This window comes from Lawsonibacter sp. LCP25S3_E2 (assembly GCF_052117285.1).
Lineage (GTDB): Bacteria > Bacillota > Clostridia > Oscillospirales > Oscillospiraceae > Lawsonibacter.
This window is the reverse complement of the sequence record NZ_JBQKJL010000022.1, coordinates 1-23,776: the sequence shown is the minus strand read 5'-3', so window position 1 is coordinate 23,776 and position 23,776 is coordinate 1. Positions and strand designations below refer to the sequence as shown.

Annotated in this window: 25 protein-coding genes and 4 tRNA genes; 15 read left to right on the top strand and 14 right to left on the bottom strand. The window is 52.2% G+C overall.

The window, feature by feature from the left end; translation table 11 throughout:
- Positions 1-22: 22 nt before the first annotated feature.
- From ACTQ3R_RS14450 to ACTQ3R_RS14440, 3 genes are read left to right on the top strand one after another with little or no spacing between them, the layout of a single operon-like run.
- The gene (locus ACTQ3R_RS14450; RefSeq protein WP_298018842.1) at positions 23-895 is read left to right on the top strand and encodes a hypothetical protein; all 873 of its coding nucleotides are present in this window, start codon (positions 23-25) and stop codon (positions 893-895) included.
- A gap of 17 nt (positions 896-912) precedes the next feature.
- Positions 913-1,215, top strand: coding sequence for a hypothetical protein (locus ACTQ3R_RS14445; RefSeq protein ID WP_298018839.1), 303 nt, complete (start codon positions 913-915; stop codon positions 1,213-1,215).
- 11 nt (positions 1,216-1,226) lie between these two features.
- Entirely contained in the window at positions 1,227-1,703 is a 477-nt protein-coding gene (locus ACTQ3R_RS14440; protein WP_298018835.1) for a hypothetical protein, read from the top strand.
- 65 nt (positions 1,704-1,768) lie between these two features.
- Here the strand turns inward: ACTQ3R_RS14440 and ACTQ3R_RS14435 are convergent, their stop codons facing one another.
- Positions 1,769-2,455 (bottom strand): recombinase family protein, encoded by a 687-nt coding sequence (locus tag ACTQ3R_RS14435; protein ID WP_298018832.1) that lies wholly within the window; start codon positions 2,453-2,455, stop codon positions 1,769-1,771.
- A 216-nt stretch (positions 2,456-2,671) separates the two neighbouring features.
- Here ACTQ3R_RS14435 and ACTQ3R_RS14430 point away from each other — a divergent pair, with 216 nt between their 5' ends.
- Both ACTQ3R_RS14430 and ACTQ3R_RS14425 read left to right on the top strand, forming a co-directional pair.
- Complete coding sequence (locus ACTQ3R_RS14430; RefSeq protein ID WP_441779906.1) at positions 2,672-3,109, top strand: hypothetical protein; 438 nt, start codon at positions 2,672-2,674, stop codon at positions 3,107-3,109.
- A complete protein-coding gene (locus ACTQ3R_RS14425; RefSeq protein ID WP_441779907.1) occupies positions 3,106-3,321 on the top strand; it encodes a helix-turn-helix transcriptional regulator in 216 nt (71 codons plus the stop codon). The genes ACTQ3R_RS14430 and ACTQ3R_RS14425 overlap by 4 nt, the downstream gene beginning before the upstream one ends.
- 94 nt (positions 3,322-3,415) lie before the next feature.
- Here the strand turns inward: ACTQ3R_RS14425 and ACTQ3R_RS14420 are convergent, their stop codons facing one another.
- Together ACTQ3R_RS14420 and ACTQ3R_RS14415 are read right to left on the bottom strand one after the other, a co-directional pair.
- Complete coding sequence (locus ACTQ3R_RS14420; protein ID WP_441779908.1) at positions 3,416-3,892, bottom strand: HIRAN domain-containing protein; 477 nt, start codon at positions 3,890-3,892, stop codon at positions 3,416-3,418.
- The gene (locus ACTQ3R_RS14415) at positions 3,873-4,271 is read right to left on the bottom strand and encodes a hypothetical protein (protein WP_441779909.1); all 399 of its coding nucleotides are present in this window, start codon (positions 4,269-4,271) and stop codon (positions 3,873-3,875) included. Before ACTQ3R_RS14415 ends, ACTQ3R_RS14420 begins: the two co-directional genes overlap by 20 nt.
- Before the next feature lie 217 nt (positions 4,272-4,488).
- Here ACTQ3R_RS14415 and ACTQ3R_RS14410 point away from each other — a divergent pair, with 217 nt between their 5' ends.
- The 6 genes from ACTQ3R_RS14410 (at position 4,489) to ACTQ3R_RS14385 (ending at position 11,624) form a co-directional block, all read left to right on the top strand.
- On the top strand, positions 4,489-4,737 hold the full coding sequence (locus ACTQ3R_RS14410; protein ID WP_441779910.1) for a tyrosine-type recombinase/integrase: 249 nt from the start codon (positions 4,489-4,491) through the stop codon (positions 4,735-4,737).
- Positions 4,709-5,899, top strand: coding sequence for a tyrosine-type recombinase/integrase (locus ACTQ3R_RS14405; RefSeq protein WP_441779911.1), 1,191 nt, complete (start codon positions 4,709-4,711; stop codon positions 5,897-5,899). Before ACTQ3R_RS14410 ends, ACTQ3R_RS14405 begins: the two co-directional genes overlap by 29 nt.
- Positions 5,900-6,388: 489 nt before the next feature.
- A complete protein-coding gene (locus ACTQ3R_RS14400; RefSeq protein WP_441779912.1) occupies positions 6,389-7,066 on the top strand; it encodes a TIGR00266 family protein in 678 nt (225 codons plus the stop codon).
- Positions 7,067-7,247: 181 nt separating this feature from the next.
- Positions 7,248-7,730 (top strand): MarR family winged helix-turn-helix transcriptional regulator, encoded by a 483-nt coding sequence (locus ACTQ3R_RS14395; RefSeq protein WP_441779913.1) that lies wholly within the window; start codon positions 7,248-7,250, stop codon positions 7,728-7,730.
- Position 7,731: 1 nt separating this feature from the next.
- A complete protein-coding gene (locus ACTQ3R_RS14390; RefSeq protein WP_441779914.1) occupies positions 7,732-9,471 on the top strand; it encodes an ABC transporter ATP-binding protein in 1,740 nt (579 codons plus the stop codon).
- Positions 9,471-11,624 (top strand): ABC transporter ATP-binding protein, encoded by a 2,154-nt coding sequence (locus tag ACTQ3R_RS14385; RefSeq protein ID WP_441779915.1) that lies wholly within the window; start codon positions 9,471-9,473, stop codon positions 11,622-11,624. The genes ACTQ3R_RS14390 and ACTQ3R_RS14385 overlap by 1 nt, the downstream gene beginning before the upstream one ends.
- A gap of 88 nt (positions 11,625-11,712) precedes the next feature.
- On the opposite strand, the gene ACTQ3R_RS14380 is transcribed toward ACTQ3R_RS14385, so the two are convergent.
- The 3 genes from ACTQ3R_RS14380 to ACTQ3R_RS14370 are packed head-to-tail and all read right to left on the bottom strand — an operon-like array spanning position 11,713 to position 13,221.
- Positions 11,713-11,997: a hypothetical protein gene (locus ACTQ3R_RS14380; protein ID WP_441779916.1), complete on the bottom strand. Its 285-nt coding sequence runs from the start codon at positions 11,995-11,997 to the stop codon at positions 11,713-11,715.
- 1 nt (position 11,998) lies between these two features.
- On the bottom strand, positions 11,999-12,766 hold the full coding sequence (locus tag ACTQ3R_RS14375) for a DUF3021 family protein (RefSeq protein ID WP_441779917.1): 768 nt from the start codon (positions 12,764-12,766) through the stop codon (positions 11,999-12,001).
- Positions 12,763-13,221, bottom strand: coding sequence for a LytTR family DNA-binding domain-containing protein (locus tag ACTQ3R_RS14370; protein ID WP_441779918.1), 459 nt, complete (start codon positions 13,219-13,221; stop codon positions 12,763-12,765). The genes ACTQ3R_RS14375 and ACTQ3R_RS14370 overlap by 4 nt, the downstream gene beginning before the upstream one ends.
- A gap of 166 nt (positions 13,222-13,387) precedes the next feature.
- On the opposite strand from ACTQ3R_RS14370, the gene ACTQ3R_RS14365 reads away from it, so the two are divergent.
- Positions 13,388-13,464: transfer RNA gene (locus ACTQ3R_RS14365), tRNA-Arg, on the top strand.
- A gap of 340 nt (positions 13,465-13,804) precedes the next feature.
- On the opposite strand, the gene ACTQ3R_RS14360 is transcribed toward ACTQ3R_RS14365, so the two are convergent.
- Together ACTQ3R_RS14360 and ACTQ3R_RS14355 are read right to left on the bottom strand one after the other, a co-directional pair.
- Positions 13,805-14,128: a sigma-70 family RNA polymerase sigma factor gene (locus tag ACTQ3R_RS14360; RefSeq protein WP_441779919.1), complete on the bottom strand. Its 324-nt coding sequence runs from the start codon at positions 14,126-14,128 to the stop codon at positions 13,805-13,807.
- Positions 14,109-14,342 (bottom strand): hypothetical protein, encoded by a 234-nt coding sequence (locus ACTQ3R_RS14355; protein ID WP_441779920.1) that lies wholly within the window; start codon positions 14,340-14,342, stop codon positions 14,109-14,111. The genes ACTQ3R_RS14360 and ACTQ3R_RS14355 overlap by 20 nt, the downstream gene beginning before the upstream one ends.
- Before the next feature lie 229 nt (positions 14,343-14,571).
- Between ACTQ3R_RS14355 and ACTQ3R_RS14350 the strand changes: the two genes are divergently transcribed.
- A tRNA-Thr gene (locus ACTQ3R_RS14350) sits at positions 14,572-14,647 on the top strand.
- A gap of 18 nt (positions 14,648-14,665) precedes the next feature.
- Positions 14,666-14,749: transfer RNA gene (locus tag ACTQ3R_RS14345), tRNA-Tyr, on the top strand.
- A gap of 309 nt (positions 14,750-15,058) precedes the next feature.
- Here ACTQ3R_RS14345 and ACTQ3R_RS14340 read toward each other — a convergent pair.
- Complete coding sequence (locus ACTQ3R_RS14340) at positions 15,059-15,469, bottom strand: hypothetical protein (RefSeq protein WP_441779921.1); 411 nt, start codon at positions 15,467-15,469, stop codon at positions 15,059-15,061.
- A 301-nt stretch (positions 15,470-15,770) separates the two neighbouring features.
- A complete protein-coding gene (locus ACTQ3R_RS14335; RefSeq protein ID WP_441779922.1) occupies positions 15,771-17,096 on the bottom strand; it encodes a glucose-6-phosphate isomerase in 1,326 nt (441 codons plus the stop codon).
- 192 nt (positions 17,097-17,288) lie between these two features.
- Between ACTQ3R_RS14335 and ACTQ3R_RS14330 the strand changes: the two genes are divergently transcribed.
- Positions 17,289-17,364, top strand: a tRNA-Val gene (locus tag ACTQ3R_RS14330).
- Positions 17,365-17,704: 340 nt separating this feature from the next.
- Here ACTQ3R_RS14330 and ACTQ3R_RS14325 read toward each other — a convergent pair.
- The 4 genes from ACTQ3R_RS14325 to ACTQ3R_RS14310 form a co-directional block, all read right to left on the bottom strand.
- Entirely contained in the window at positions 17,705-19,063 is a 1,359-nt protein-coding gene (locus ACTQ3R_RS14325) for an APC family permease (protein ID WP_441779923.1), read from the bottom strand.
- Between the two features lie 102 nt (positions 19,064-19,165).
- Positions 19,166-20,389, bottom strand: a complete 1,224-nt coding sequence (locus tag ACTQ3R_RS14320; protein WP_441779924.1) for an amidohydrolase — start codon at positions 20,387-20,389, stop codon at positions 19,166-19,168.
- A gap of 260 nt (positions 20,390-20,649) precedes the next feature.
- Complete coding sequence (locus ACTQ3R_RS14315) at positions 20,650-22,590, bottom strand: AAA family ATPase (protein ID WP_441779925.1); 1,941 nt, start codon at positions 22,588-22,590, stop codon at positions 20,650-20,652.
- Positions 22,591-22,945: 355 nt separating this feature from the next.
- A partial coding sequence (locus ACTQ3R_RS14310; protein ID WP_441792701.1) for a site-specific integrase occupies positions 22,946-23,776 on the bottom strand: 831 nt, incomplete at its 5' end.

Here is a 23,776-nt window from a genome sequence, read left to right as displayed (position 1 = left end):
TAGTGGCATGAGGAGGTAGAAAATGTTTCCATTTCGTCGAAGAGATCCTTTACCCGGTGAGCCAGGTTTTAAGCGGGAGGCAGCGAAAGAGCTTATTCAAAGTGCAAAGACTTATGTAAGAGAAGGTAAAGAAATCTATAAAAACGCCCAAGACGAGGCTTATTCCGCAAGAAATGATGCTGATAGAGTATTAGGTTCCTATACCACTTTTTGTAGGGATACCCTTCAAAAGCTAGACAGCAAACTCCGGCCAGTAATTGCTGAATTCAAATCAATTGATGTTGATTCGAGGGTTACAGTATCTAATCCCGGATCTTCAATTGATTTTATTGATGGGTTTCTCTCTAGTGTCTCGGATGCATCTCTTCATGCCGTCAAGCTCCCAAACATCTCTGGTATCGTTGATTTTCCAAATCCGCTATCCGATTTTTTTGATAGCATTCTTGAGGAGTATCAATACGAAAAGGCGAAAGAGCAATGTGCGCGTGCCCGTGCTTATAGGGATGAAATGAGAATGGCTCGGCAGGAATTTCGTGCCTATCGAGATAAAATGCGACACCTATGTTCAGTTTTGGAGCAGGATAAAAAGCAAATCACGGAGCTGACAAGTAAAATTTCGTCAATTTCTGATCAACTGCAATCAGCAATGAAAAAGGATCACTATTCAAGGGACGAAGCTGAACACTTGAAGAGCATTTGCCAAATAGCCGATGGCATTTGTGTTCATCTGTCCAGTAACTTTTTGCAGAATGACGGCACCATATCGGCTAAGTTTGAAAAACAGTTTGCCGCACTAACTCAGTTAAACCAATCTATTCCCGCTGCTCCCAGAATTGACGACCAGACCTTTCTTAACATCCTGGTTGCCGCTGGAAAACTACCAATTGAAAAGTAGTAACGAGAGGAATTTTTATGGATTCTACGGAAGCGATGGTCACCAAGCTTATAGGCATTCAGTATAAGGTTCTATCAGATTTTGAGTCTTCGACCTCACTATCTCACGAGCGATCTGCTCAATTCGTACAGGCTGCTGAAGTACTCAAGGCACAGCGGGAACTGGCGGCAGAATACTTTACCCACAATCTGAATGCACAAAAGCAGTTATATCAATCAGCCAATCACATTCTTGATATTGCAATTGACAGGGGCGATTTGACCACTGCTCAAATCGCGCTAATAGTCATTCAAGAGGCAAAGGCAAAAGAAATAGTTTAGGAGGAATATCCATGAAAGATTACTTCACCTCTATCTCACTTCCTGACGCACCTGGTGCCGAACCCCTTCCATCCCCCGAACCGGCACCTCTGCCAGATGGAACCGGAAATTCTACAAATATTGCTGTTGGCGGTGTCGAGGTTGTTGCTGTAGAAAAAATTGCTGATTTGGTGCAGACGACCATGAAGTGTGCTACTGCGTACAAAATGTGTCAGCTTCAGGAAGAAACAAAGCGCAAAGTCATTTCTGCGGATTTGCAAAAAGCACTTGCCCAGATTCATGCGGCGAAGGAACTATATCATGATATGCTTGTCTCAAACTTCACGCTCTATGAAAACGGCCTCAACGAATTTACCGAGGTAGCCAAGAAGGCAGCCCAAGTTGGGGATCATGTTACGCTTCGTGAAACATACAACCTCATTCTTTCAATCTATGGGCAACTCCCTAATATGGATTCAGAAAAGCTCACGCTCCTCCGCCCAAACTAATTCCAGCATTTCACTGAAAAGATAAGCTATGGGGAACCTTTACCGACTCCCCATAGCTTATCTTTTTAGCTATCTTCCTCTTTTACGAGTAATTCCTTCTTGTACTTGTAATAAGTATTCCTGGCTATACCAACCAATTCGATCACCTCTGCATCGGTCAGATTTCCATCAAAATCGCGGGAGACCCTTTTAATAATCTCCTTTGCCTTGATACTCTTCTTTGTTACCACATGTGCATTCTGTTGGCGACCGATTTGTTTTCCGTTGAGTCTGGCAGTGGCAATGCCTTCTTTTGTCCGTTGGTGCAGATCAGATACCTCTTTTTCTGACTGCGCGAACGCAAGTCGGATCTGTTCCTTCGCCAGTTCCATCAGGTATCGGTTGACGCCCTCCAAAATCAAATCTACGCTGCTCCCGGTCAGCGCGATGTTGTTTTCAAGAGCCTTTTTGTAGGTGTCAGTATTGATGTGCGGCTCCTTCAGGAAAACGAGGTTGACGCCTTTATTATACAGGTCTTCGTAGGCAGCGAAGCCTTCCTCTGCATTGCCGCTCATTCTGGATACACTGTCGAAGATGATAGTATCTCCTTCCTTGATCTGGCGGACAAGCTTCATCCATTCTTTTCGATCCATACGCGTTCTTGTGAAGACTTCCTGGATGATGACCGCATCCGGATAGGCAGCTTTAATATTCCTGATCTGGCGTTCAATGCTCTGCTTTGGCCGGGAGATCCGGCAGTATCCATATCTCATAGTTGCTCCCTCTGTATGGGTATAGACCCTCGTTCAAAGTGATACTGGTATTCTATCACAGAAACAGCGCTGAATCAAGAAAGATTGATACAAATATTTAGTAGGTTTATTTTAATACATAAGCCATAATTCAACACGCCGAAACTCCTACTTGACGCCGGAACAGAAGTGTGATATATTTCTCACATGATACAAATATATCACATGGAGGAAATTATGAAGAAGGTCTCTCTGCGAACTCAGGCATGGGTCGTTGTTGTCGGTCGAGGTCTGACCGTGCTGCTATCCGCTTTATGTATGTTTCTATGGGTCTCAGCGGCACTCAAGCCGCTTCTAACCGTCACTGCTGTTTCATGCTTTGTAATGGTCATGTTTGAGTTGTGTGTTGCGTGGAAGCTGGCGGGTGGCAAGGGCGAGATGGTAGATGAGCGCGACCGGGTTCTTCTGTCACGAGCTGCTGACAAAGCCATCATCTTATCTCAAATGCTGATTGGCATCATGACCATCGTGTTCCTGGCACTCGCTTTTAAGGAAAAAGCCTTCATGGAAGGCGGCATCATGTTCGCCCTCATCGGGGTCAACCTTCCATCTCTTCTGAAGTACTCATTCTTCCTCTATCTGGAGGCTACAGATGAGGGGGAGTATTTTGAATGACCGAGCTGAAGACAAAAATCGTCGAATTTCGTCGAGAGCAAAACATCACTCAAGGCGATTTGGCAGACAGGGTAGGTGTACGGCGAGAAACCATCGTAAGGTTAGAGCGAGGGCAATATAATCCGTCATTGAAACTTGCCTATGACATCTCCAAGGTATTTGGTGTCTCAATCGAAGATCTCTTCCAATTTGTAGAGATAGAAGACGAATAAAAAGTCCGGTCCAACCTTTATTGTTGGACCGGACTCTTTTCTCCCATTGCTCTCTGCTACTTCCGGGAACAGTCAGTCAAAGGGTAACCAGCGCTCATTCTTTCAAGAAATCAAAAAGGATAACCTCGTCCGGGTTTTTGCGCGAAGCTAATATGGTTATTTTCTTATCCTCTTTGGAAATAACGGAACAAGAGTATTCCATCCCTATATCCAGCTTTTGAGCATAGATGCAAGCCCAGTCAGCAGATAAAAAGCCTATTTCCTCACCGTCAAGCGTCTTCACCAAAATTGCATCTTGGTCATAAGGATTACCTGGATCGCGTAGGAGGTTCACCGGATCTCCTACATTTATCTTTTGCACAACCTGGCGGCGTGCGCCATAAGTAACACCGACAACTTGGAGTTTTTGGGCTGCCGAATAATCTGTCTTTGAATGCTCGTCCTCCCACGCGGGTATTTTTTTACTATACTCTTTGCTCAAGGACAAGTAGATGTCTTGATCAATGATATAATACTTGTAGTCAGGATAGTATTTCTTGATCTCCAGGACCTTAGTTTCTCGGATTCCCATTTGAGTCAAAGGCTGCCCGTTTAACCGTCACTTTCGTGACCATGGACAGGCCCTTGGCATCTGGCTCCCCGAAAATCTTTTCCTCACTGAAATCGAATTGCTCGACGCCGATGGATACACGGCTGAGTGCATACGCAAAGAACTCGGGAGACAGATTGGCCGTCACACGGATCGTGTTGTTGCCAGTGCCCTTGGAGTAGTCCTGAAGCACCACGCCGATACATGACCGCTGCCGGCTGCCATCTCCCAGCTTCTCACCCTGAGCGTGCAGATGCCCATAGTAGTCAACAGGTGCAAGCTTCAGCTTGTCGTTGAATTCGCAGAGCTTCTTGTTGGTCATGTAGATTGAGATCTGCTTCTGAATGCGCATTTCTTCCATTGTGTGTCTTCCACCTTTCAAAAATAGAATTACCAGTGATAATCAATGATTCCGCCGATGTAGAAGCTGTCCTTCGGGTCAAGGTCCCGAACCCAGGCATCCAAAGTGATGAGTTCGTCATTATCTCTGAGATAGATATAGTGATCGAACTTGTCCTCATACCCGCACAATTGAAGCGCTAAAAGGTGAAAAGGCTCGCGGCAATTCACACTACTATTTGATTGATTTTGATGTTACACCGCATATTCTGCGGCACACATACATTACCAATCTGCTGCTCGCCGGAGTTGATATAAAAACCGTTCAGTATTTGGCTGGGCATGAACAATCCAGAATTACACTGGATATCTACGCGCACCTAACCTACAACCGCCCGGAGGATATTCTTCCAAAAATCCTTATGGCGTTCGGATCTGATGAAAAAGGAGGCCTTTCCAATGGCCGGGAAAAAGAAGCCCAAGTTTGAATATGTTGAGGCACTTCAATCCTATCGCAAGCGGATCAAAGACAGTACCGGGAAGTATGTATCTATCTACGGACAGACACCTGCGGAACTTGAAGAAAAGTTGGTTGCTTTCACACAGGCGATGCCTGAGAAAGAGGATAATCCACTTGTCAATTCATATATTGATGATTGGTTCAATCTGAATTGTTCCAGTCTCAGTAATGCTACGAAGAGGGACTATCTGTGCATCATCAATCATCATATCAAACCGTATATGCTTGATAAGCGGATACAGGACATTTATCCCAATGACATTAAGGCAGTTATCGCTCATACAACTTCGCTAAGTTCGTCGGTTCATAATAAGACCTATATGCTGCTGAAGCGGATGTTCACCGATGCATTCCGCAACGGAGACATTGCCGAGAATCCGTGCCCCATGATGCACAATGGTGGAATTGATCCATCTGAGAAAACAGCTCTCACTGATGATCAGTCCCAGATACTTTTGGATGCGATAAAAGAAACGAGGGCACATCTCTTCTGCATGATTGCGCTCTATACAGGTATGCGGCTTGAAGAAATCCTCGGGCTTATGTGGGACTGCGTGTATCTTGATGAAACTCCTCGGGTTGATGTGCGCCGAGCGGTTCGGTTCAGTGGTAATCGCCCGGTCGTCAGCACAACCTTAAAATCGAATGCGGCAAAACGAACCATACCTATCCCGCCTCAGCTTGTTAAATGCCTGAAGCAGCAAAAGGATGCAGCTAAAACCTCATTTGTAATGGAGTCCAATGGAAAAGCCCCTCTTACGAAAATCCAGTTTAGGCGTCTTTGGGATCTCGTTTCCAAGCGGCAGGCAAAAGAAAGAGTATATTATCGCTATATCAACGGGGTCAAAACTCCCTTCAAAGTCGAAGCCAAACTGGGTGAGAAGTCGAAGCATGGCAACTGCGTTTATTCCATTGATTTTGAGGTCACTCCTCACATCCTCCGTCATACCTATGTTTCCAACCTGCTCCTTGCTGGTGTAGATATTAAAACAGTACAGTATCTCGCCGGCCATGAGAAGTCAAAAACCACTTTGGACATATACGCACATCTTGCCTATAATAAGCCGGAGGATACCATTACCAAGGTGAGGAAAGCGTTTGGGCAACCCTCTGCCCAAGAGTCGGTCTGAATGTCGCGTCGAGATACCTAAATTCGCGTATTGTAACGCACTTTTCCTTGCGGTGACTAATTGAGATTAAATGAGGTCATCAGCCCTCCAAAGTCTTGCAGCGCAATGGTTTCCCGTTTTTGACGGGAAGAAGTACGGTCTGAAGGCCGCCCGTCGTGCTCCCCAGTTCAGCAAGCGCTGATTTTACCCATTGCTTTTCCAAGGTGCTGTCCATTTGGACGGCACCTTTTTTATTGCACAACGGCCGCCGCCCGTCGGGGCCTTTGGCCCAACGACGCTGGCAATGTGCCCCCGGCACATTGCCCTAGCCGCGCCGACCCAGTTCAGCAAGCGCTGATTTTACCCATTGCTTTTCAAGGTGCTGTCCGTTTGGACGGCACCTTTTTTATTGCTTTCCCCCTTGTGACAGACCAGATTCCATAGTATACTGGTGACAGCAGCAGCCCATTTCCAGCTGCCAATCGGATGAAAGAAAGGTGAGATACATATATGCGGTATACTATCAAGGGCGAACCGACCCCGGTGGTGATCTGTGAGCTGGCAAACGGTGAGAGCATGATCACAGAGAGCGGCTCCATGGTATGGATGAGTCCCAACATGGAGATGGAAACCTCCGCCGGAGGGTTCGGAAAAGCCTTTGGACGCCTGTTTTCCGGTGAAAACATTTTCCAGAACATCTACACCGCCCGAGGGGGCCCTGGGATGATCGCCTTTGCTTCCAGCTTTCCCGGTGCCATCCGCGCCGTTCCCATTACCCCGGACCGGCCGCTGATCGTACAGAAATCCGCCTTCCTCGCATCGGAAAGCGGCGTTGAGCTGTCCGTTTTCTTCCAAAAAAAGGTCGGTGCAGGCTTCTTTGGCGGTGAGGGCTTTATTATGCAGAAGCTCTCCGGCAACGGAATGGCCTTCCTGGAGATCGACGGCTATGGGGAGGAGTATACGCTGGCCCCCGGCCAACAGATGGTGGTAGATACGGGCAACCTGGCTATGATGGATGCCACCTGTTCCCTGGACATCCGGACCGTAAAGGGCGTGAAGAACATGCTCTTCGGCGGAGAAGGTGTGTTCCACACCGTGGTCACCGGGCCGGGCAATATCTTGCTTCAGACCATGCCCATCAGCTCCCTGGCCGGAGCCATTGCCGCTGTCCTGCCCAACAAGAACTGATGTCTTTCCTCTGTGCAGACAGAGGTTCCCCCGCTTAGGCGCCGCCCCATTGGACGGCGCCTTTTTTCTCTGTAAACAATTTGTAAACACCCCTTGCTCCCCTTGACTTTTCCCATTGCGGTGCTAAAATAGTCAGCACGTTAATAATTAACAGGTTAATTATCGAAAGGAGGGATATACCGTGCACCCATCTGTTCAGGAACTGGAAATTTTGGCCCGTCAGGTCAATCAGGCCCACCGCTCCGCCGTCCAGGCCGAGCTCAACGCCCTAGGCCTGGGGGAAGTAGGCCATCCTCTGCTGCTCACCATTCTCCAAAGCTCCTGTGGTCAGGACCCGGAGGGCCAGTGCCACGCTCAGCGGGATTTGGCGCAGCTGCTGCATATCTCACCGGCGGCGGTGGCAACCTCTTTAAAGTCTTTGGAAAAGAGTGGATACATTCGCCGGGAACCGGGAAGTGATGCCCGAAGAAACCGTGTCATTCTCACACAAAAGGGGCAGGAGGCCGTGTCTGGCTGCCAAAACGCCTTTACCACAGTATCCCAGCGGATGCTCTCCGGGTTTTCCCCGGAGGAGCGAGAGCAGCTGCTGTCCTTCCGGCGCAGAATGCTCCATAATTTACGGGAGGCTCCCCCCTCCCAATCTCAGGCAAAGGAGGAATGTTAACTTGCTTTCCCTTTTTATAACTCACCTTCAGGGATATAAACGCGATGCCATTAAATCTCCCATTTTCATCACCCTGGAGGTCATCTGCGAGCTTCTGCTTCCCCTGGTCATGGCAGAGATCGTGGACGTAGCCATCCCCGCCGGGGATGTGGGCTATATCTGCAAAATGGGCGCGCTCATGCTGCTGCTTTCTCTGGCGGCCATGGCCTGTGGTGTATTGTCAGCCAAGTACTCCACCTTTGCAAGCCAAGGCTTCGGCGCCAATCTGCGCCAGTGCCTGTTTGACAAGGTGCAGGACTTCTCCTTCTCCGACATTGACCGTTTTTCCTCCGCATCCCTTATTACCCGGATGACCAACGATGTCAATGCTATGACCATGATGCTGAACATGGGACTGCGTATGCTGGTCCGGGCTCCGGTGATGCTCATCGCCGCGCTGTGCATCAGCATTTCCATCAATCCCCGTCTGGCTGTTGTGCTGCTGGTGGTCATCCCCCTGATGATGCTGGCCATTGGCCTTCTGATGAAGGTATGTACCCGCCTGTTTGAGATCATGCAGAAGAAAATCGACGGGCTCAACAACACCCTTCAGGAAAATCTGATCGCCATCCGGGTGGTCAAGGCCTTTGTCCGGGAAAACCACGAGCGGGATAAATTCAAAAAATCCAATGACGAACTCATGGATGCCGCCTTAAACGTAGGTCTTAGGGTCATCGCCATCATGCCCATCATGATGCTGGCCATGAACGGCGCCACGGTAGCCGTGCTGTACCTGGGTGGCAAGATGGTTATGGCCGAGGGCTTCCTTTTGGGCGATCTGCAGGCCTTTATCAACTATATTTTCCAGATTCTGATGAGCGTGATGATGGTAGCGGTGGCTCTGCTTCAGCTCACCCGTGCTCAGGCCTGCGCCCACCGCATCAACGAGGTCCTGAATACCGAGCCCTCGGTGGAAGATAAGCCCCAGGCCCATGAGCAGACCCTCCCCGCCCCCAAGGGCCAGGTGGAGTTCCGAAACGTCTCCTTCAAATATGTGGCCACCGGCACCGGGGACGACGTACTCTCCAATATCAGCTTCACCGTAAAGCCCGGCTCCTTTGTAGCCATTGTGGGCGGTACCGGCACCGGAAAATCCTCCCTGGTCAACCTCATTCCCCGGTTCTACGACGTTACGGGCGGCGCAGTGCTGGTAGACGGGATGGACGTGCGGGACTACCCCCTGGAGGCGCTGCGCAGCCGTATCGGCATGGTTCTTCAGACCAATGTACTCTTTACCGGTACCATCCGGGAAAACCTTCTCTGGGGCCGTCCAGACGCCACCGAGGAAGAGATCATCCAGGCCGCCAAAGACGCTCAGGCCTATGACTTTATCATGTCCTTCCCCGACGGCTTTGACACTATGTTGACCCAGGGGGGCACCAATGTCTCCGGCGGCCAGAAGCAGCGGCTTTGTATTGCCCGTGCCATGCTCCGCAAGCCTGCCATTCTCATTCTGGACGACTCCACCTCCGCTGTGGACTCGGCCACCGAGGCGGCTATCCGGGAGTCCTTCCAGAAAAATCTGAAGGACACCACGGTCATCATCATTGCCCAGCGCATCTCCTCGGTGCAGTATGCCGATGAGATCCTGATCCTGGATGACGACCACATCGCCGGTCAGGGCACCCATGAAGAGCTGCTGCAAAGCAATTCGATCTATCAGGAGATCTATCAATCTCAGCAAGAGGGGGTGGGTGAATAATGCCAGGACCCAATCACGCCCCGCGAGGGGGCTATGCCAAACCGAAAAATTTGGCAAAAACTGCCCGCCGCCTGGTGGGTTATTTGACCCGCAGCAAACTGCCGCTGCTGGCCGTACTGCTGTTTTTAATTCTCTCTGTATCCAGTAATTTGGGCGGCTCCTATATGATGCGCGGCATCATCAACGACTTCATCTGGTCGGGCTGCACCGACTTTGCCGGTCTGGCTCTGGCCATTCTAAAGCTGGTGGCCATCTACCTGGTGGGCTGTGTGGCAACCTACTGTCAGTCCGCCTTGATGGTCCGCCTGGCCCAGCGGGGCGTCAACCGTTTGCGTAAGGACCTGTTTGATAAGCTCCAGGCGCTGCCTCTCAGCTATTTTGACAAGCACCCTCATGGGGAGCTTATGAGCCGCTTTACCAACGACGCAGACAACGTACAGATGGCCCTGGAACAGAGCGTGGTTTCCCTGTGCTCCAGTGCCCTCATGTTCGTCGGATTGGTGCTGCTCATGCTCTTTATCAACTGGAAGCTCTTCCTGGTCACTGCCCTGCTTCTGGTTCTGACCATTGTCCTGTTCAAGCGCCTGGGCGGCCGCAGCCGCCGCTTCTACCAGAAGCAGCAGGCTGCCCTGGGTGACGTCAACGGCGAAATTCAGGAGGTCATCGAAGGTCTGAAGGTCGTCAAGGCCTTTACCCACGAGCAGCAGGCCAAGGAAAAGTTCCAAGCCCTCAACAACGCCTATCGGGACGCGGCTCAGAAAGCCAATTTCTACTCCATTATGATCATGCCCGTGTCGGGAAACCTGATGAATATCAGCTACGCCCTTACCGCTGCCTTCGGCGGACTGCTCTCTGTCCTCCAGGGCTTTGACCTGGGCGGTCTGGTGGTCTACCTCAACTACTCCAAGCAGGTGGGCCAGCCTCTCAATCAGATTTCCCAGCAGATGACCACCCTTCTCTCCGCCCTGGCCGGTGCCGAACGGATCTTTGAAGTGATGGACACCCAGCCGGAGGTAGACGAGGGCATGGTCACGCTGGTGGAGGTGGAGAAGGACGCCAACGGCACCCTCGCTCCCAATACCAGTGCCCGCCGCACCCATATCTGGGCCTGGAAGACTCCCCGCAGCGCAGGGATGACTCTGGTTCCCGTTTTGGTGGATGGGGACTCTCTCACCGAGCTGGGGCAGGCAGTACGGGAGAAAGAGGGGCTCAAGCTTCTGCCCCCCAGTACAGACTCCCAGGAGGGGCTCTGGGTGAAGGTGGCCCCCGATGGTACCCTCACCGAGGTCACCGACCTGTCCGCCCTCTCCGGCCACGGCTGGGCCTGGAAATACCCGGACCAGAATGGGAACGCCACCCTCCACCTCATCCGGGGCACCGTGCGCAATGTTCCCGGAGAGGACTACTACCTCACCGAGCTCAAGGGAGCCGTCCGCTTTAACCACGTGGACTTCTCCTATGTGCCGGGCAAACGGATTTTGAAGGACGTATCTGTCTATGCCAATCCGGGCCAGAAGATCGCCTTTGTGGGCTCCACCGGTGCGGGCAAGACCACCATCACCAACCTCATCAACCGCTTCTACGAGATCGAGGGCGGCATGATCACCTACGACGGCATCGATGTGCGCGCCATCCGCAAGGACGACCTGCGCCGGTCCCTGGGGGCCGTCCTTCAGGACACCCACCTCTTTACGGGCACCATCATGGACAACATTCGCTACGGTCGTCTGGACGCCACTGATGAGGAGTGCATTGCCGCCGCCAAGAGTGCCAATGCCCATTCCTTCATCCGCCGTCTCCCGGAAGGATACCAGACCATGGTCACCGGGGACGGAGCCAACCTCTCCCAGGGCCAGCGCCAGCTGCTGGCCATTGCCCGTGCCGCTGTGGCCGATCCCCCGGTGATGATCCTGGACGAGGCCACTTCCTCCATCGACACCCGTACCGAGGCCCTGATCCAAAAGGGGATGGACGCCCTCATGGAGGGGCGGACGGTGTTTGTCATTGCCCACCGCCTGTCCACCGTGCGCAACTCCAACTGCATTGTGGTCATCGAGCATGGCCAGATCGAGGAAAAGGGCGACCATGACCAGCTTCTGGAAAAGAAAGGCCGGTACTACCGACTCTATACCGGACAGTTCCAGCTGTCCTGAACAGCTTCTATCCAACACGCAGCGAGGCTCCCCCGCGTTTCAGCAGGGGAGCCTCGTTTCTGTTCTATCGAACCGTGCGGGCCATGTCTCAGCCTCGCTTTGCCCAGCAGAATCCAACCCAGCCGCCCAGCAGCAGCCCCAGCACCATGGACAGGGTCACAATTTCCCAGCTCAGCAGGGTCAGCTGCCTGAAGGGTCCTCCGTACCGCCACGCCTCCCACACCCGTGCGGCCGGGAGGACCAGGAGGGCCGCCGGCAGAAGGCGAAGAGGCCAAAAGCGATGCCTGGTCAGGCGGAATATCAAGCACTCCAGCCCGAATGTGACCACGCCGGGTCCCACAAACACCAGCGCAATAAAGAGTTCCGCACTCATATTATCCTCCTGTCGGACGGACACGCCGCAAGCAAAGGCCCAGTAGATTTCCCCCCAAGGCGGGAACCGCCGTCAGAAAGCAGTGAAACAACGCCGAGGAATTGTAAAAGACAAACACCACAAGCAAATAGCACACAAAACAGGCCACCGGAAACAGGGGGCACAGGCCCCGCCGCTTGCCCAGGGAGAGCCCCACACAGAAGCTGGCGACGGGCAGAATCAGCATGGGATAAATAATACCCGTGAGAGCGGGGATATCCGTTCCCATTGCCCGCTCAATGCCCCGCAGCGCCAGGGGCGCCGCCGTGCATAAAAGAAGGACAAAGGGCAGATAGGGCAGGGTCTCTCTCCACTTCAAAGGTGTGGGGCCAGGGTCCAGTCCCAGCAGCTCCCGCAGCTGGGACACTTCCGCATACCAGCCAATCCACCGCCCCAGCCAAATCAGGAGATACAGAAGGCCCAGCAATCCCTCCCAGAACAGCACTTCAACCCAGTCCGAGGCCATGTCCAGCTCCACCACCAGCAGGGCAAAAAAGGCAGCGGTCAGGATAAAATGGCCGGCCGAACGGAGCAGCAGGGCCCGTCCACTGTCTGCAAAGGGCTGTGTCGCCAGACCTGCCATCCCCCCCAGGGCTGCGCAGGCCAGCACCGCCAAAGGCGGACACTCCCGGCTGTACATCACGTAGGGCACCAGCACAAGGCCCACCAGCAGCCCCAGAATCCCTCCAATTAAAATCCTGATCAGGGATTTTTTCCGTTCTTCCGTCAATGTCTCTCCCTCCCCTCTCTCATCAGTGTCTCTTTGATCTTCTTCACATACCGCCGGGACACATAGGCATAGACTGCACCATCCAGGGTCATGCGGATGGTACCGCTGAGGGACAAGTCCACCGCCGTTACCCGGTCCAAATTAATGATCTCCCCGTTGGAAATCCGCACAAAGCGGCGTTTGTCCAGCCGCTCCTCCAGCTCATAGAGCCGCAGAGGGACGGCAAAGGTCTCCTCCCCCGTCTGGGCAGACACTCCCTTGCCATCGGTGTAAAAGCGGAGAAACCTTTCCTGGGGCAGCAGCAGCCGCTCCTCTCCCCGCCGGACTGGAACGGGATCCAGGCGCAGCTTTTCCAGCTGCTCCACCAGGCGGCGTACCTCCTCCGTCTCCTCTCCGGCCAGTACGACAATCTTAGGCTCCCTTCTTCCCCTTTCCACCCTGACTTCCACTTCCACAGCCCATCCCCCCTTTCATCCCCAGTATAACCGCCCAACACCTCCGCTGTCCATCTCTTTGGGACAGTCGGTCGCTTTTCCCGGATAGGCGGCGCTTTTTCCGTTGACAGGCAAGTCGTTCTGGGCTAAAATAACAAGGTACGTCCCATAATGGGCAGCTTTATACGCGTCCGTAGCTCAGCAGGATAGAGCGTCCGCCTCCTAAGCGGAAGGCCAGCGGTTCGAATCCGCTCGGGCGTACCAAAAAAGAAGCACCTGCTAAGCAGGTGCTTCTTTTTTGGGTTTCGCCGCCTGCAAGGCGGCTCCACCCTTCGGCATTTGAATGCTCGGGGTCGGCAAAGCCGCCCCTGCGCAATTCTCCGCTTCGCTCCGCATTTACGCCGCAAAAGCGGCGCGGCCCAGAAGGGCCGTTTTGGGATCGCTTCCATGAATGCGGCTGAGAACTGTGGCGACATTCAGACTTTACCACAATCCAAAAAGAAAGACATCTGCTTTCCGCAGATGTCTTTCTTTTTGAGTTTCACCGCCGGCAGGGCCGTAAGGCACGGCGGAACAGGTACCATTTTGCTTGCTTCATCGGCTTTTATTTTGGTTCCGCTCCCATGAGATACCGCTCCGCCCCATAGCGCAGGCAGCGTTGAAGCCGCCGCTCTCCCCGCTGGATCGTACGACATACGGTAGATTTATCCACACCCAGGTGTTCACTGATCTCCCGCATGTTTTTTCCCTTGACATAGTATAAAAACAGGGCCTGACGCTGTCTGGGAGTCACATCCTCTTTCAACGCACAAATGAGATTCCGCTTCAGACGGCTGATCTCCCCGCTGTTGTCCTGAGACATCTGACGGCAGTACACCGCCATATCCGCCGCATACTGCCTCCCCTTTTTATATCGTGTATTTGGCATTGCGGCGATACCCCCTGTCGTAATAGCGCTCCGTCAGCACCGCCAGCTCTCGTGCCTCCCGCAGCATAGTGGACAGCAGCCGAATCCGGTCCTGAAGCTGGCAGCGTCGGTCCTGGTCTTCTGTCTGCTCCATTAAATATTCCAGCTGGCCGATCCGCACATGCAGCGCCTGCGCGTGGCTGCGATACTCAATGGACAGTTCTGCTAAGGTCATGTTCATTCCTCCTCCGTACTCAGCCGGGCAAGGCAACGCACGCACACACACCTGCCTTTCCAAACTCTCTCCTCGTCCCGGCTATATTGTTCTTCGCCGCATGCTCCGCAAATCCACAGAGGACGCTCTCTCTGGCTGTCTCGCAAAAACGGCAAAAATTTTTTTGCAAAACCTATTGACACCCCTCCCTTTCTTTGCTATAATATCGCTTGCTGTTGGACAGCTACGTGCTGGTGTAGCTCAGCTGGTAGAGCAGCTGATTTGTAATCAGCAGGTCGGGGGTTCGAATCCGTCCACCAGCTCCACGTTTTAAAATTTCATATGGAGGAGTTCCCGAGTGGCCAAAGGGGGCAGACTGTAAATCTGTTGCGTTAGCTTCGGTGGTTCGAATCCACCCTCCTCCACCAGAAAAACGGTAACCTGAAAATGGTTGCCGTTTTTTTGTCCGCGGAACAGAAAACCCATAAATAGAACTAATGTTCTATTTATGGGTTTAGCATACTATTTTTTCTGTGTTCTGTCAACCTATTTTCGCCAAAACCCCATTTTCTAAGACCAGGTTAACGGACTTTTCCTTCTGCTCCGGTTTCTCCTTCTGCACCACTTTATAGGAAAATCATACTGATTTTAACTTTAAGCCAGCCAATTGCAGCCTTTTGCTGCCGCTTTGAACAAAAAAACACCGCTGCCTGAGGCAGCGGTGTTTTTCATTGGAATCAGAAGTACTTTCTTACTCCCTCGGGAGCCAGAGACTCGTCGTCACTGATGGTAATGGTGAACTTAATGTTGTGCTGATCCGCAAACTTGCTCAGCCAATCCAAGAAGTTCTCCGTGTCATTATCACACTCACCGCCCACGATCTTGGTCAGGCTGTCGATGAAAATGTGGGTAATGTCATAGTTACCGGCATACAATCCGCTGACAAAACCTTTCAGCGCGGTGTAGTCGGCGATATCATACTGGCTGGACTCCACCAAGCGGATCTGATAGTGGATGTCGAAGGTCAACTTATTGCCCTTCTCGATACAAACCACATTGCCGTGCTCAGTCTGGACGGCCTCATTGATCATGTTGATCATCTGCTTGGTCTTGCCGGAGCCCTTTTTGCCCATGATGACTCGAATCATGTGTATCACTCCTTAACGATTTCACATAAGGGGGAACCCTTTGCTTACATACACTTTACCATATCAGGCTGTGTTTTTCAACAAAATTATTTTGAAATTTTCCAGCAGCTTTTTACAGCTTTGCCTCCAGCTCAGCCTTCATGTCCTCATAGCCGGGCTTGTTCCCAACGGGATTTCTTCCCGTTGGGGTCCCTTCGGATTCCAATCCTCGGCGGAACTAAATTCCGCCTGCGGAAATTCTCCGGCACAGCCGTCGAATTTTCTGGGCAAGCCCTTCTCTGACAGTCAGGTTTTCCTTTTCTTACAGCTTTGCCTCCAGCTCAGCCTTCATGTCCTCATAGCCGGGCTTGCCCAGGAGCGCAAACATGTTCTTCTTATAGGCCTCCACGCCGGGCTGGTCAAACGGATTGACCTCCAGCAGGTAACCGGACAGGCCGCAGACATATTCAAAGAAATAGATCAGGTAACCTACACTCTGGGCAGAGATGGCGGGCATCTCCACCAGCACATTGGGCACGCCGCCATCCACATGGGCCAGGATCGTCCCGCGCATGGCCTGCTCCGCCACAAAGGCCAGAGGCTTGCCGGACAGGAAGTTGAGGCCATCCACATTCTCCGGGTCGTTGGGGATGAGGAACTCGCCCTTGGGGGCAAATTTCACCACGGTCTCAAACATGATGCGCTCACCCTGCTGGATATACTGGCCCATGGAGTGCAGGTCGGCAGTAAACTCCACACTGGCAGGGAGCAGTCCCTTGCCGTCCTTGCCCTCGCTCTCACCAAACAGCTGCTTCCACCACTCGGCAAAGAAGCGGAACGCAGGCTCATAGCCGGCCAGCAGTTCTACCTTCTTGCCGGCCTGATAGAGGGCGTGACGTGCGGCGGCATACTGCCAAGCGGGATTGTCCAGCCCTCCCACGGCCAGCTGTTCCATGGCCTGGGCCGCGCCGCCCATAAGTGCGCTGATATCCACGCCGGCCACAGCGATGGGCAGCAGCCCCACAGCGGTGAGCACAGAGTAACGGCCGCCAACCTCATCGGGCACCACAAACTCCTCGTAGCCCTCCTTGTCAGCCAGACCCTTCAGTGCCCCACGGGCCTTGTCAGTGGTGGCATAGATCCGCTCCCGTGCCTCCTCCTTGCCGTACTTCTTCTCCAGCATATCCTTGAAGATACGGAAGGCAACAGCGGGCTCCGTGGTGGTTCCGGACTTGGAAATGATGTTGATGGAGAAGTCACGGTCACCCACCAGTTCAATGAGCTCCAGCAGGCTGTCGGTAGACAGGTTGTTTCCGGCAAAGTAGATGTCCGGGGTATCCTTCTTCTTCAGGTTATAGTTGGGGGAACAAAGCATATCAATGACCGCACGGGCTCCCAGATAGGAACCGCCAATGCCGATCACCAGCAGAACCTGGGACTGCTTCTGAATCTTTTTGGCCGCTGCCTGAATGCGGGCAAACTCCTCCTTATCATAGTCACGGGGCAATGTCACCCACCCGGTAAAATCTCCACCGGGGCCATTGTGGTTGGCCAGCATATCCGCGGCTTTAACCAGTGCAAGCTCTCGGACGGAGAGGTAATCTTCCGGAATAAATCCGTTCAGCTTAGACAAATCAAGTTTTAACATAAAACATTCCTCCAAAAAAGAAATGAGATCTCGTGCTCTTCATTATATCATATCCTATCCCCTTTTTGATAAAATTTTCTGTAAAACCCCAGAAGAAAAGAAGCGCCTTTTGCCAGTCTCTTTCATTCAAAATTTTTTCAAACTATGTATTGACATTTTTCATTTCCTATCGTATAATAATCTTCGCTGTCCGGACGATTAGCTCAGCTGGTAGAGCATCCGCTTGACGTGCGGGAGGTCACAGGTTCAAGTCCTGTATCGTCCACCATCAAAACCGCTGTTTTTGAGAGAAAACAGCGGTTTTTTCTAACTTTTTTGTCCTTTTTCTTCTATACTGCAGTTCACCCGATCAGCTTTGACCACACAACAGCCACAGACAGGTAAAAAGCTCACTGCAAAACATAATGTTTTGCAGTGAGCTTTTTCTTTTAATGATTCCAGAGTAAAACGATAGACCGGGCAGCCGGCGAAGGCTGTTCGGTCTATCGTTTTCTCGACTTATTTTACAACGGACCCCGCTAATTTCCCACTTCTGACGAGGGGATCAGGTGGACTAAATCGGTCAGTTGAAAAAGGGGGGTATTTAATCTTATTGGGACGATACACACTTACTGTTCAGAGTCAGGAAGCTCATAACTATCCTCCACCTGAACTTTACCGGACTTGAAGCGCACGCTGCCAAACACAAAGGAGAACGCAACGACAGCCAGATTGGCCAGAAGAAGCGGCAACGGCAGCTCCAGCGAAGATGTAATACCGGAGAATACGATAACTACCATATCCACAATACCCAGCGCCATAAGCGCCCCGTTACTGATATGGAAGCTCGATTTCTTCCAGGCTTCGGGTAGCACCTTAGGCATTCTCAGAAGGCTCAGAACAATCATAAATTTGGTAATCGCTCCCACGGTGATGGTCATATCACTGATGATGCCCAGATCAAAGTCAAACACGATGGGCAACACACCGATGACATAGTAAATGCCCAACAGAATGATGGGAGTTCTGAACTTGGGGTGCAGTCTGGCCAGAGAAGAGGGATACCAACCGTCGTTGCAGGCCTGCATCAGGGGCTTGGTGCAAGAAGCGATGGAACTATTCAGCGTGGTCAACAGGGCCATCCAGGCTCCGCCAATGACAAACAGATAGTACAGAGGCTTGGACAGAATGGTCTCGGCCACCACGGTCAGAGGCTGACCAGCCACCTGCTCCACAGGCAGAACACCAGCAGCCACTACACCCAGAAGTCCATAGAATACAGCTACGCCCAAAGTGGAGAATAGCATTACGCGCGGAATATCTCGGGTGGGGTTCTTGGCCTCGCCGCTCATCTGGGTGACGTACTGGGCACCATCACAGGTGTAGCTCATCAAAACTGCGGCGCTCCAGAGTCCGCGGGGACCATTGGTCATAAAGCTGTGGGTTTCAAAATAGTTGGGATCCAGGTTGGCAAGGCCCACAGCTGTGAAAATTGTCAGGGCAATGACCAGCAGGATGACTGCAAAATTTTGTACCTTGGCAAAAGCATTGACGCCAAACAGGTTGGTAATAAACAGCAGCGTCAAAATGCCAAACGCAATGGCCTTTCTGGTTAGCCATGGGACAAAGGGCATTGCATAATCAGCGAACGACAGGGCATACATGGCCAGCGTGACGCTGGTAAGCACCGCAATCATGGAATAAGTACCGCTCCAACGTGGACCCAGAAACGTACTGACCATGGAGTAGTCGCCGCCTCTGTAGCGGGCCACCGAGTTCAGGAAAATTTGGGGGGAGCGCGCCAGCAAGGCAATAAAACCACCGATGATAAACGCGATGAAGATCGACCGTCCGGTGCGTTCAATGCCCAGGCCAGTCAGAGACATGATGCCAGAGCCGATAATTGACCCGACACCGATGGCCATCAGATCCCAAAACCCCAGCACTCGTTTTAGGTCTTTTGTGGATGTCAACTGTTTTTCTGCCATTATTCGTTCTCTCCTTTCAGTCTATGGGTTTAAACTTTTTCGGTAAAAGTTTGTCACTCCCAGTCGGCCTTTTATATTCCTAGTCCGCCCAGGTCTCTTTGGTTACTCCCGGTAGTTTTTAGCAAATTCCTCCTTTATTACCCCGAGCTTCTGCGGATCTCCTGCGATTCTCAGGCCGGTGAGCGCCATAAGTTTTCCCGCCAGGATGCTCTGGGCAATGGGATAGTCGTCGGCAGTAATCAGCGCAGTTTCATCCGCGTGGCCTACCGGAGCGGGTTCTCCGTCCGCCACAATGGGGAAGGTAATTTCCACCGTGGGAATTTTATACGCCACACAGCCCAGGTCGGAAGAAGCCTTGGGCAGATTTCCGAACGTAAATCTTGATTCATCAATCCCCAAGTCGGCTGCAAAATGGGCCGTCTGGTGATACAACGTGGGCACCGGCGTAGCACAGTACCAAGGTGCATCCCACTTATAAACGGCGGTGGTCTCTGTCATCAATTCAGCGCCCTTAATAATGTTGTCCACCCGCCGCATCAGAGAATTGAGCTCTGCGGAGTCGTTGGTGCGCAGTTCCACATTTAGTGTAGCTAAATCCGGAACGGAGTTTGCCGCAGTTCCTCCTTTGGAAATGATATAGTGGATTCGGTTGGTCTCCAACATATGCTCTCTTAAAAACTCCAGCCCCATGGTGGTCAGGATCACCGCATCCAGAGCGCTTCTCCCCTTCTCCGGTGAGGAGGATGCATGGGCGGAGTGCCCTTTAAAGGTAAGCCAGTTATCATGGGTGGGCCATACAATCGCTTTACCGGTCACCTCAGATCCCCAATCTGCTCCATAGTGGCTGGCCAGCATGAGGTCCACCTCATCCATATAGCCGCCCTCTAAAATGTAGTGTTTGGAGCCCTCCAGCTCCTCGGCAGGCGTACCGTAAACAACGACAGAGCCTTTATCCAGAAACGCTTCCTTTAACCCGATGGCCGCCGCAAACCCTGCCGAGGAAATGAGATTGTGTCCGCAGGCGTGACCGTTTGGCAGGGCGTCATACTCCAGCATGATACCGACGGTGGGACCATCCTCCTTTCCCTTGAGCACGGCTTTGAAGGCGGTAGGCATGTCGATCTCTTGATCAAACTTTGGGTGGCGTCCGGTCAGGCCCCGCTCCACCACAAATCCTTCCTTTTCCAGTTCGTTCATTAACAATGTGGAAGATTGGAACTCCTCCCAGCCCACTTCTTTGAATTCCCAAATTTTTTGGGCTACCTTGTGAATTTTCTCCGCATTGCGGTTAATGGCCTCCAACGCCAGTTTTTCGTTCGGATTCATAATGTTGTCCTCCATTTGCTGTTTTCATTATTTTGCTTACACCGATCATTGCTTTTCTTATGGTCTATCTTAATGTTCGCGCGTTAAAAGAGTGTTAATGCAATCCATCATTTCGTTCCTTTTCAAAAAAATTTCAGACCGCAGATCTGGAACAAATCCAAATCTGCGGTCTGAAACGGTTTCTTTTTTGACGAAATACTGCCGAATGTCTTTTTCCATTTAACGTCTACATTCAAACAAGTGCAAAAGTCCGATCCCTTTTATAGGTTTTTTTGCTCCATTCGCAGCTGTTCCGCCCGCTGGATATCTCCGCTGCGTTCATAGTGCCGGATGGTAAAGGGAAGCAGCACTCTCCACCGCTCCTCATTCCGTTTTTTCTCATAGGATTGGGCGATTGCCAGGTGCCAAAGTCTGCGCTTTCCCAGGGAGAGGTGTTGGTAGACGTAGTCTTTATAAAATTGGTGTCTGAATTTGTAGATGATGTTGTTGCCCAGTGTCTGTTCGGTCACAAATCGGGTGGACAGCAGCTCTTCCAGCACTTCCACCAGTTCCATGGGCTCCATTTCTGTGAGCAGCCTTAAATCCTCAAGATCCGCGTGCTCCATATGAAGAGACAGCGCATCCAGCACCTTTCTCTGCCGGACATCCAGTTTCTCCAGCTGGAGCTGGATCAGCATATCCAGTCTGGGCAGGGGGCTTCCCTCTCTCCACCCCTCCTGACGTATCATGCTCAGCGTATCCGCCAGTACCATGGGATGTCCTTCTGTACGCAAAAATATCTCATGGGCATCGATCCCGGCATTCCGCTGTCCTTGCAGTATTTCATCCACAATTTCCCCGGTCTCCTGCTCTGTAAAACAGGACAACAGCAGATTTTCGGTAATTCTGCGTTCACTTAAGGCCACCAGCAAGCCCCGAATGTCCGGTTCTCCGTTGAGCCGGCAGGTAGCAATCATAAAAACCTGGTCGTTGCCAAACTCAATCATAATCCGCTGCAAAAGCCGCCGGCTGACCACATCCATCCAGTGCAGGCTATCAAAATACAGGATGATCTTAAACTGGGCAGAAAGCTCCTTCAGCAGCGCCAAAACACCGTTTTCAATGGCCGTATAGCTAAGGCACTCCCCGTCTTTGGTGCGGAACATATCCTGGTCCCCTACCGCCGTCCCATTGAGCATCCGTCCGATCGTCCGCGCCCCTGACACGGACAGGGTAATCTTCCCCTCCGCCAGCATCCGGTCCAGCTGCATAAAACTGTCTCTCCAAGAGCGCAAAGGAATTTCAGACTCTGCCTCATAGCAGTGGGAATTGAGCTGGAGCACTCCGGCGCCCCGGTTCATTTCCAGAATCTGCTGCATCAGCGCCGTTTTCCCAACGCCGACTTCTCCCTCAATAATCACCGACCGGGTGGCTTCTCCATTTAAAAACCAAAAAATCCGCTCATCAATTTGCTGAATTTCCCGCAGCCGGCCAAAGAAGCTGTCCTTGCCGTTGGGCTTTCGGGTCAGGGATACCTCCTTGCGGTGAAGCAGGGAACGAACCAGAACCTCCACCCGGTGTGAGGGGACTTCATCCAGGTCAGTCTGCAAATGCTTCACATAGTCGTGGTAGAGCTGCACCCCCAGGTCATACTTTTCCGCCTGCGCATAGCACTTCATCCCCGTCAGCACCATCTCTTCATCCCACGGCCTCCAATATGACCATGTGTCAACCAAACGTTGCAGATGCGGCACGTCCCGGCAAACGGCCGGATCACGCAGACGGTCTTTGATATACTGAAGGCTTCGGGATACTTGAAGCTCTCGTTTCCCCTCTACCCAGGCCTCAAACTCCGGACAGTCTTTCAGATAAAAATAGTCTAGAAAGCGCTCCCGGCATTGAGAAAACGCCTCGTCCCTCAGATCCCACTCCGTTTGGATTCCTCTGCGCTGATTCAGCTTCAAATCATTTCTCCCCTGGAGCACAATGACCTCTTCATCCAGGCAGCGCCGGAGTTGAAACAAGGCCTGCCGCAGATTCTTCCGCCCGGCTGCCTCATCACTGCCCCCCCAGAAAACAGAAATCAGCTCATCCCGGTTTGTTTCTTTTTCCACACAGAGATAGTAAAAAATTGCCTCCGCTTTTCGATACGGGAAATGAACAATCTTTCCATCCTTTAAAACGCTTGGAATTCCCATCAGCGCTACCTGATATTCCGACACGGCCAAACCTCCTCCATCCTGCCACATGGGATCAGCCGCACCCTTCTAGCGCTTTTGAGCCCGAAAAAGAAATTCCCGCCGATTTTGCCAGCACTCAGCATGTGTTTACCAATGAAACGAATTATCTTTATATTATCAAAAGCAGTATCTTGATGCAATTGTTTTTTATACTTCTGGCCGCTCCACATGTCATTGCCACAAATATAAGATATCATCAACATCATCAGGATCAAAACACTTTTATGCGCGAAACAATCTATCTGAAGCGAGAAAAGTTTTTCATGAGTATCATATAAAGGCTTACTTTTAATATACCTTGTCGGTCGTTGTTTCGCCCCTATCTCACTTGTTTGCTTCAAATAATTCCCAGCTCTTTCGTCATCTCTGTGATTAGAACCGCCAGTTTCTCTTCGCACTCCGCCCGGGTCGGCGCATAGACATTCCGGGCATATCGCTTTCCGTTCACTTTCGGGGAATACCGCCCCTCCCAGAGGTGGTCATTGATCTGGGTAATGCACCCGGTACCCGGCTTGCGGTACTTTCCCTTGATTGCTTGGAAGTCCGTTGTTTTCGGTCTCTTCTGATGTCCCGGCTTGGGAGGCAGCTCCACGCCGGCGATTCCCCGGTCGATGCGGTCGGCGGCCTTTTGCCGCATCTCATCGGTCACATGGGCGTAGACATTCAGCGTTGTGGCACTGGACACATGGCCGATGATGCTGGACAGGGTCTTGATGTCCATGCCGTGCTCCAGGGCGTTGGTGGCAAAGGTATGGCGCAAGTCGTGAAACCGCAGATGCTTGCACCCCGCCCGTTTCAGCACAGCGGCCAGCTTTTTCCGCACCGCGGCCGGGTCCAGGGGAGAGTCCGCCTTTTTCGGTGAGGGGAACATCCAGCGGGAGGAGCAGCTTTTACGGTACCGCTCCAGAACATTCAGGATAGGGCCCGGCAGAATCACGCTTCGGCTGGAGGTTCTGGTCTTAGGCTGTGAGACTACCAGCTCTCCCTTGATGCGCTGAACCTGACGCTCCACCCGCAGGGCTCCGGTCCGGAAGTCCAAGTCATCCCACTGCAGGGCCAGGATCTCGCCCCGCCGCAGGCCGGTAGACAGCTCCAGCAGAAGAAGCTCATAGCACCCGTCCTCTTTTGCCTGAATGAGCAGGCGCTGGATCTCCTCCCCCGTCAGCAC

Excerpts from the sequence above, each read along its gene's own strand:
- ACTQ3R_RS14405 (WP_441779911.1), top strand. The coding sequence starts at position 4,709 with ATGGCCGGGAAAAAGAAGCCCAAGTTTGAATATGTTGAGGCACTTCAA.
- ACTQ3R_RS14450 (WP_298018842.1), top strand. The coding sequence starts at position 23 with ATGTTTCCATTTCGTCGAAGAGATCCTTTACCCGGTGAGCCAGGTTTT.
- ACTQ3R_RS14380 (WP_441779916.1), bottom strand. The coding sequence starts at position 11,997 with ATGAGTGCGGAACTCTTTATTGCGCTGGTGTTTGTGGGACCCGGCGTG.
- ACTQ3R_RS14415 (WP_441779909.1), bottom strand. The coding sequence starts at position 4,271 with ATGGAAGAAATGCGCATTCAGAAGCAGATCTCAATCTACATGACCAAC.
- ACTQ3R_RS14430 (WP_441779906.1), top strand. The coding sequence starts at position 2,672 with ATGAAGAAGGTCTCTCTGCGAACTCAGGCATGGGTCGTTGTTGTCGGT.
- ACTQ3R_RS14400 (WP_441779912.1), top strand. The coding sequence starts at position 6,389 with ATGCGGTATACTATCAAGGGCGAACCGACCCCGGTGGTGATCTGTGAG.
- ACTQ3R_RS14440 (WP_298018835.1), top strand. The coding sequence starts at position 1,227 with ATGAAAGATTACTTCACCTCTATCTCACTTCCTGACGCACCTGGTGCC.
- ACTQ3R_RS14320 (WP_441779924.1), bottom strand. The coding sequence starts at position 20,389 with ATGAATCCGAACGAAAAACTGGCGTTGGAGGCCATTAACCGCAATGCG.
- ACTQ3R_RS14335 (WP_441779922.1), bottom strand. The coding sequence starts at position 17,096 with ATGTTAAAACTTGATTTGTCTAAGCTGAACGGATTTATTCCGGAAGAT.
- ACTQ3R_RS14445 (WP_298018839.1), top strand. The coding sequence starts at position 913 with ATGGATTCTACGGAAGCGATGGTCACCAAGCTTATAGGCATTCAGTAT.
- ACTQ3R_RS14385 (WP_441779915.1), top strand. The coding sequence starts at position 9,471 with ATGCCAGGACCCAATCACGCCCCGCGAGGGGGCTATGCCAAACCGAAA.
- ACTQ3R_RS14355 (WP_441779920.1), bottom strand. The coding sequence starts at position 14,342 with ATGACCTTAGCAGAACTGTCCATTGAGTATCGCAGCCACGCGCAGGCG.
- ACTQ3R_RS14340 (WP_441779921.1), bottom strand. The coding sequence starts at position 15,469 with ATGATTCGAGTCATCATGGGCAAAAAGGGCTCCGGCAAGACCAAGCAG.
- ACTQ3R_RS14425 (WP_441779907.1), top strand. The coding sequence starts at position 3,106 with ATGACCGAGCTGAAGACAAAAATCGTCGAATTTCGTCGAGAGCAAAAC.
- ACTQ3R_RS14325 (WP_441779923.1), bottom strand. The coding sequence starts at position 19,063 with ATGGCAGAAAAACAGTTGACATCCACAAAAGACCTAAAACGAGTGCTG.
- ACTQ3R_RS14435 (WP_298018832.1), bottom strand. The coding sequence starts at position 2,455 with ATGAGATATGGATACTGCCGGATCTCCCGGCCAAAGCAGAGCATTGAA.
- ACTQ3R_RS14360 (WP_441779919.1), bottom strand. The coding sequence starts at position 14,128 with ATGCCAAATACACGATATAAAAAGGGGAGGCAGTATGCGGCGGATATG.
- ACTQ3R_RS14420 (WP_441779908.1), bottom strand. The coding sequence starts at position 3,892 with ATGGGAATCCGAGAAACTAAGGTCCTGGAGATCAAGAAATACTATCCT.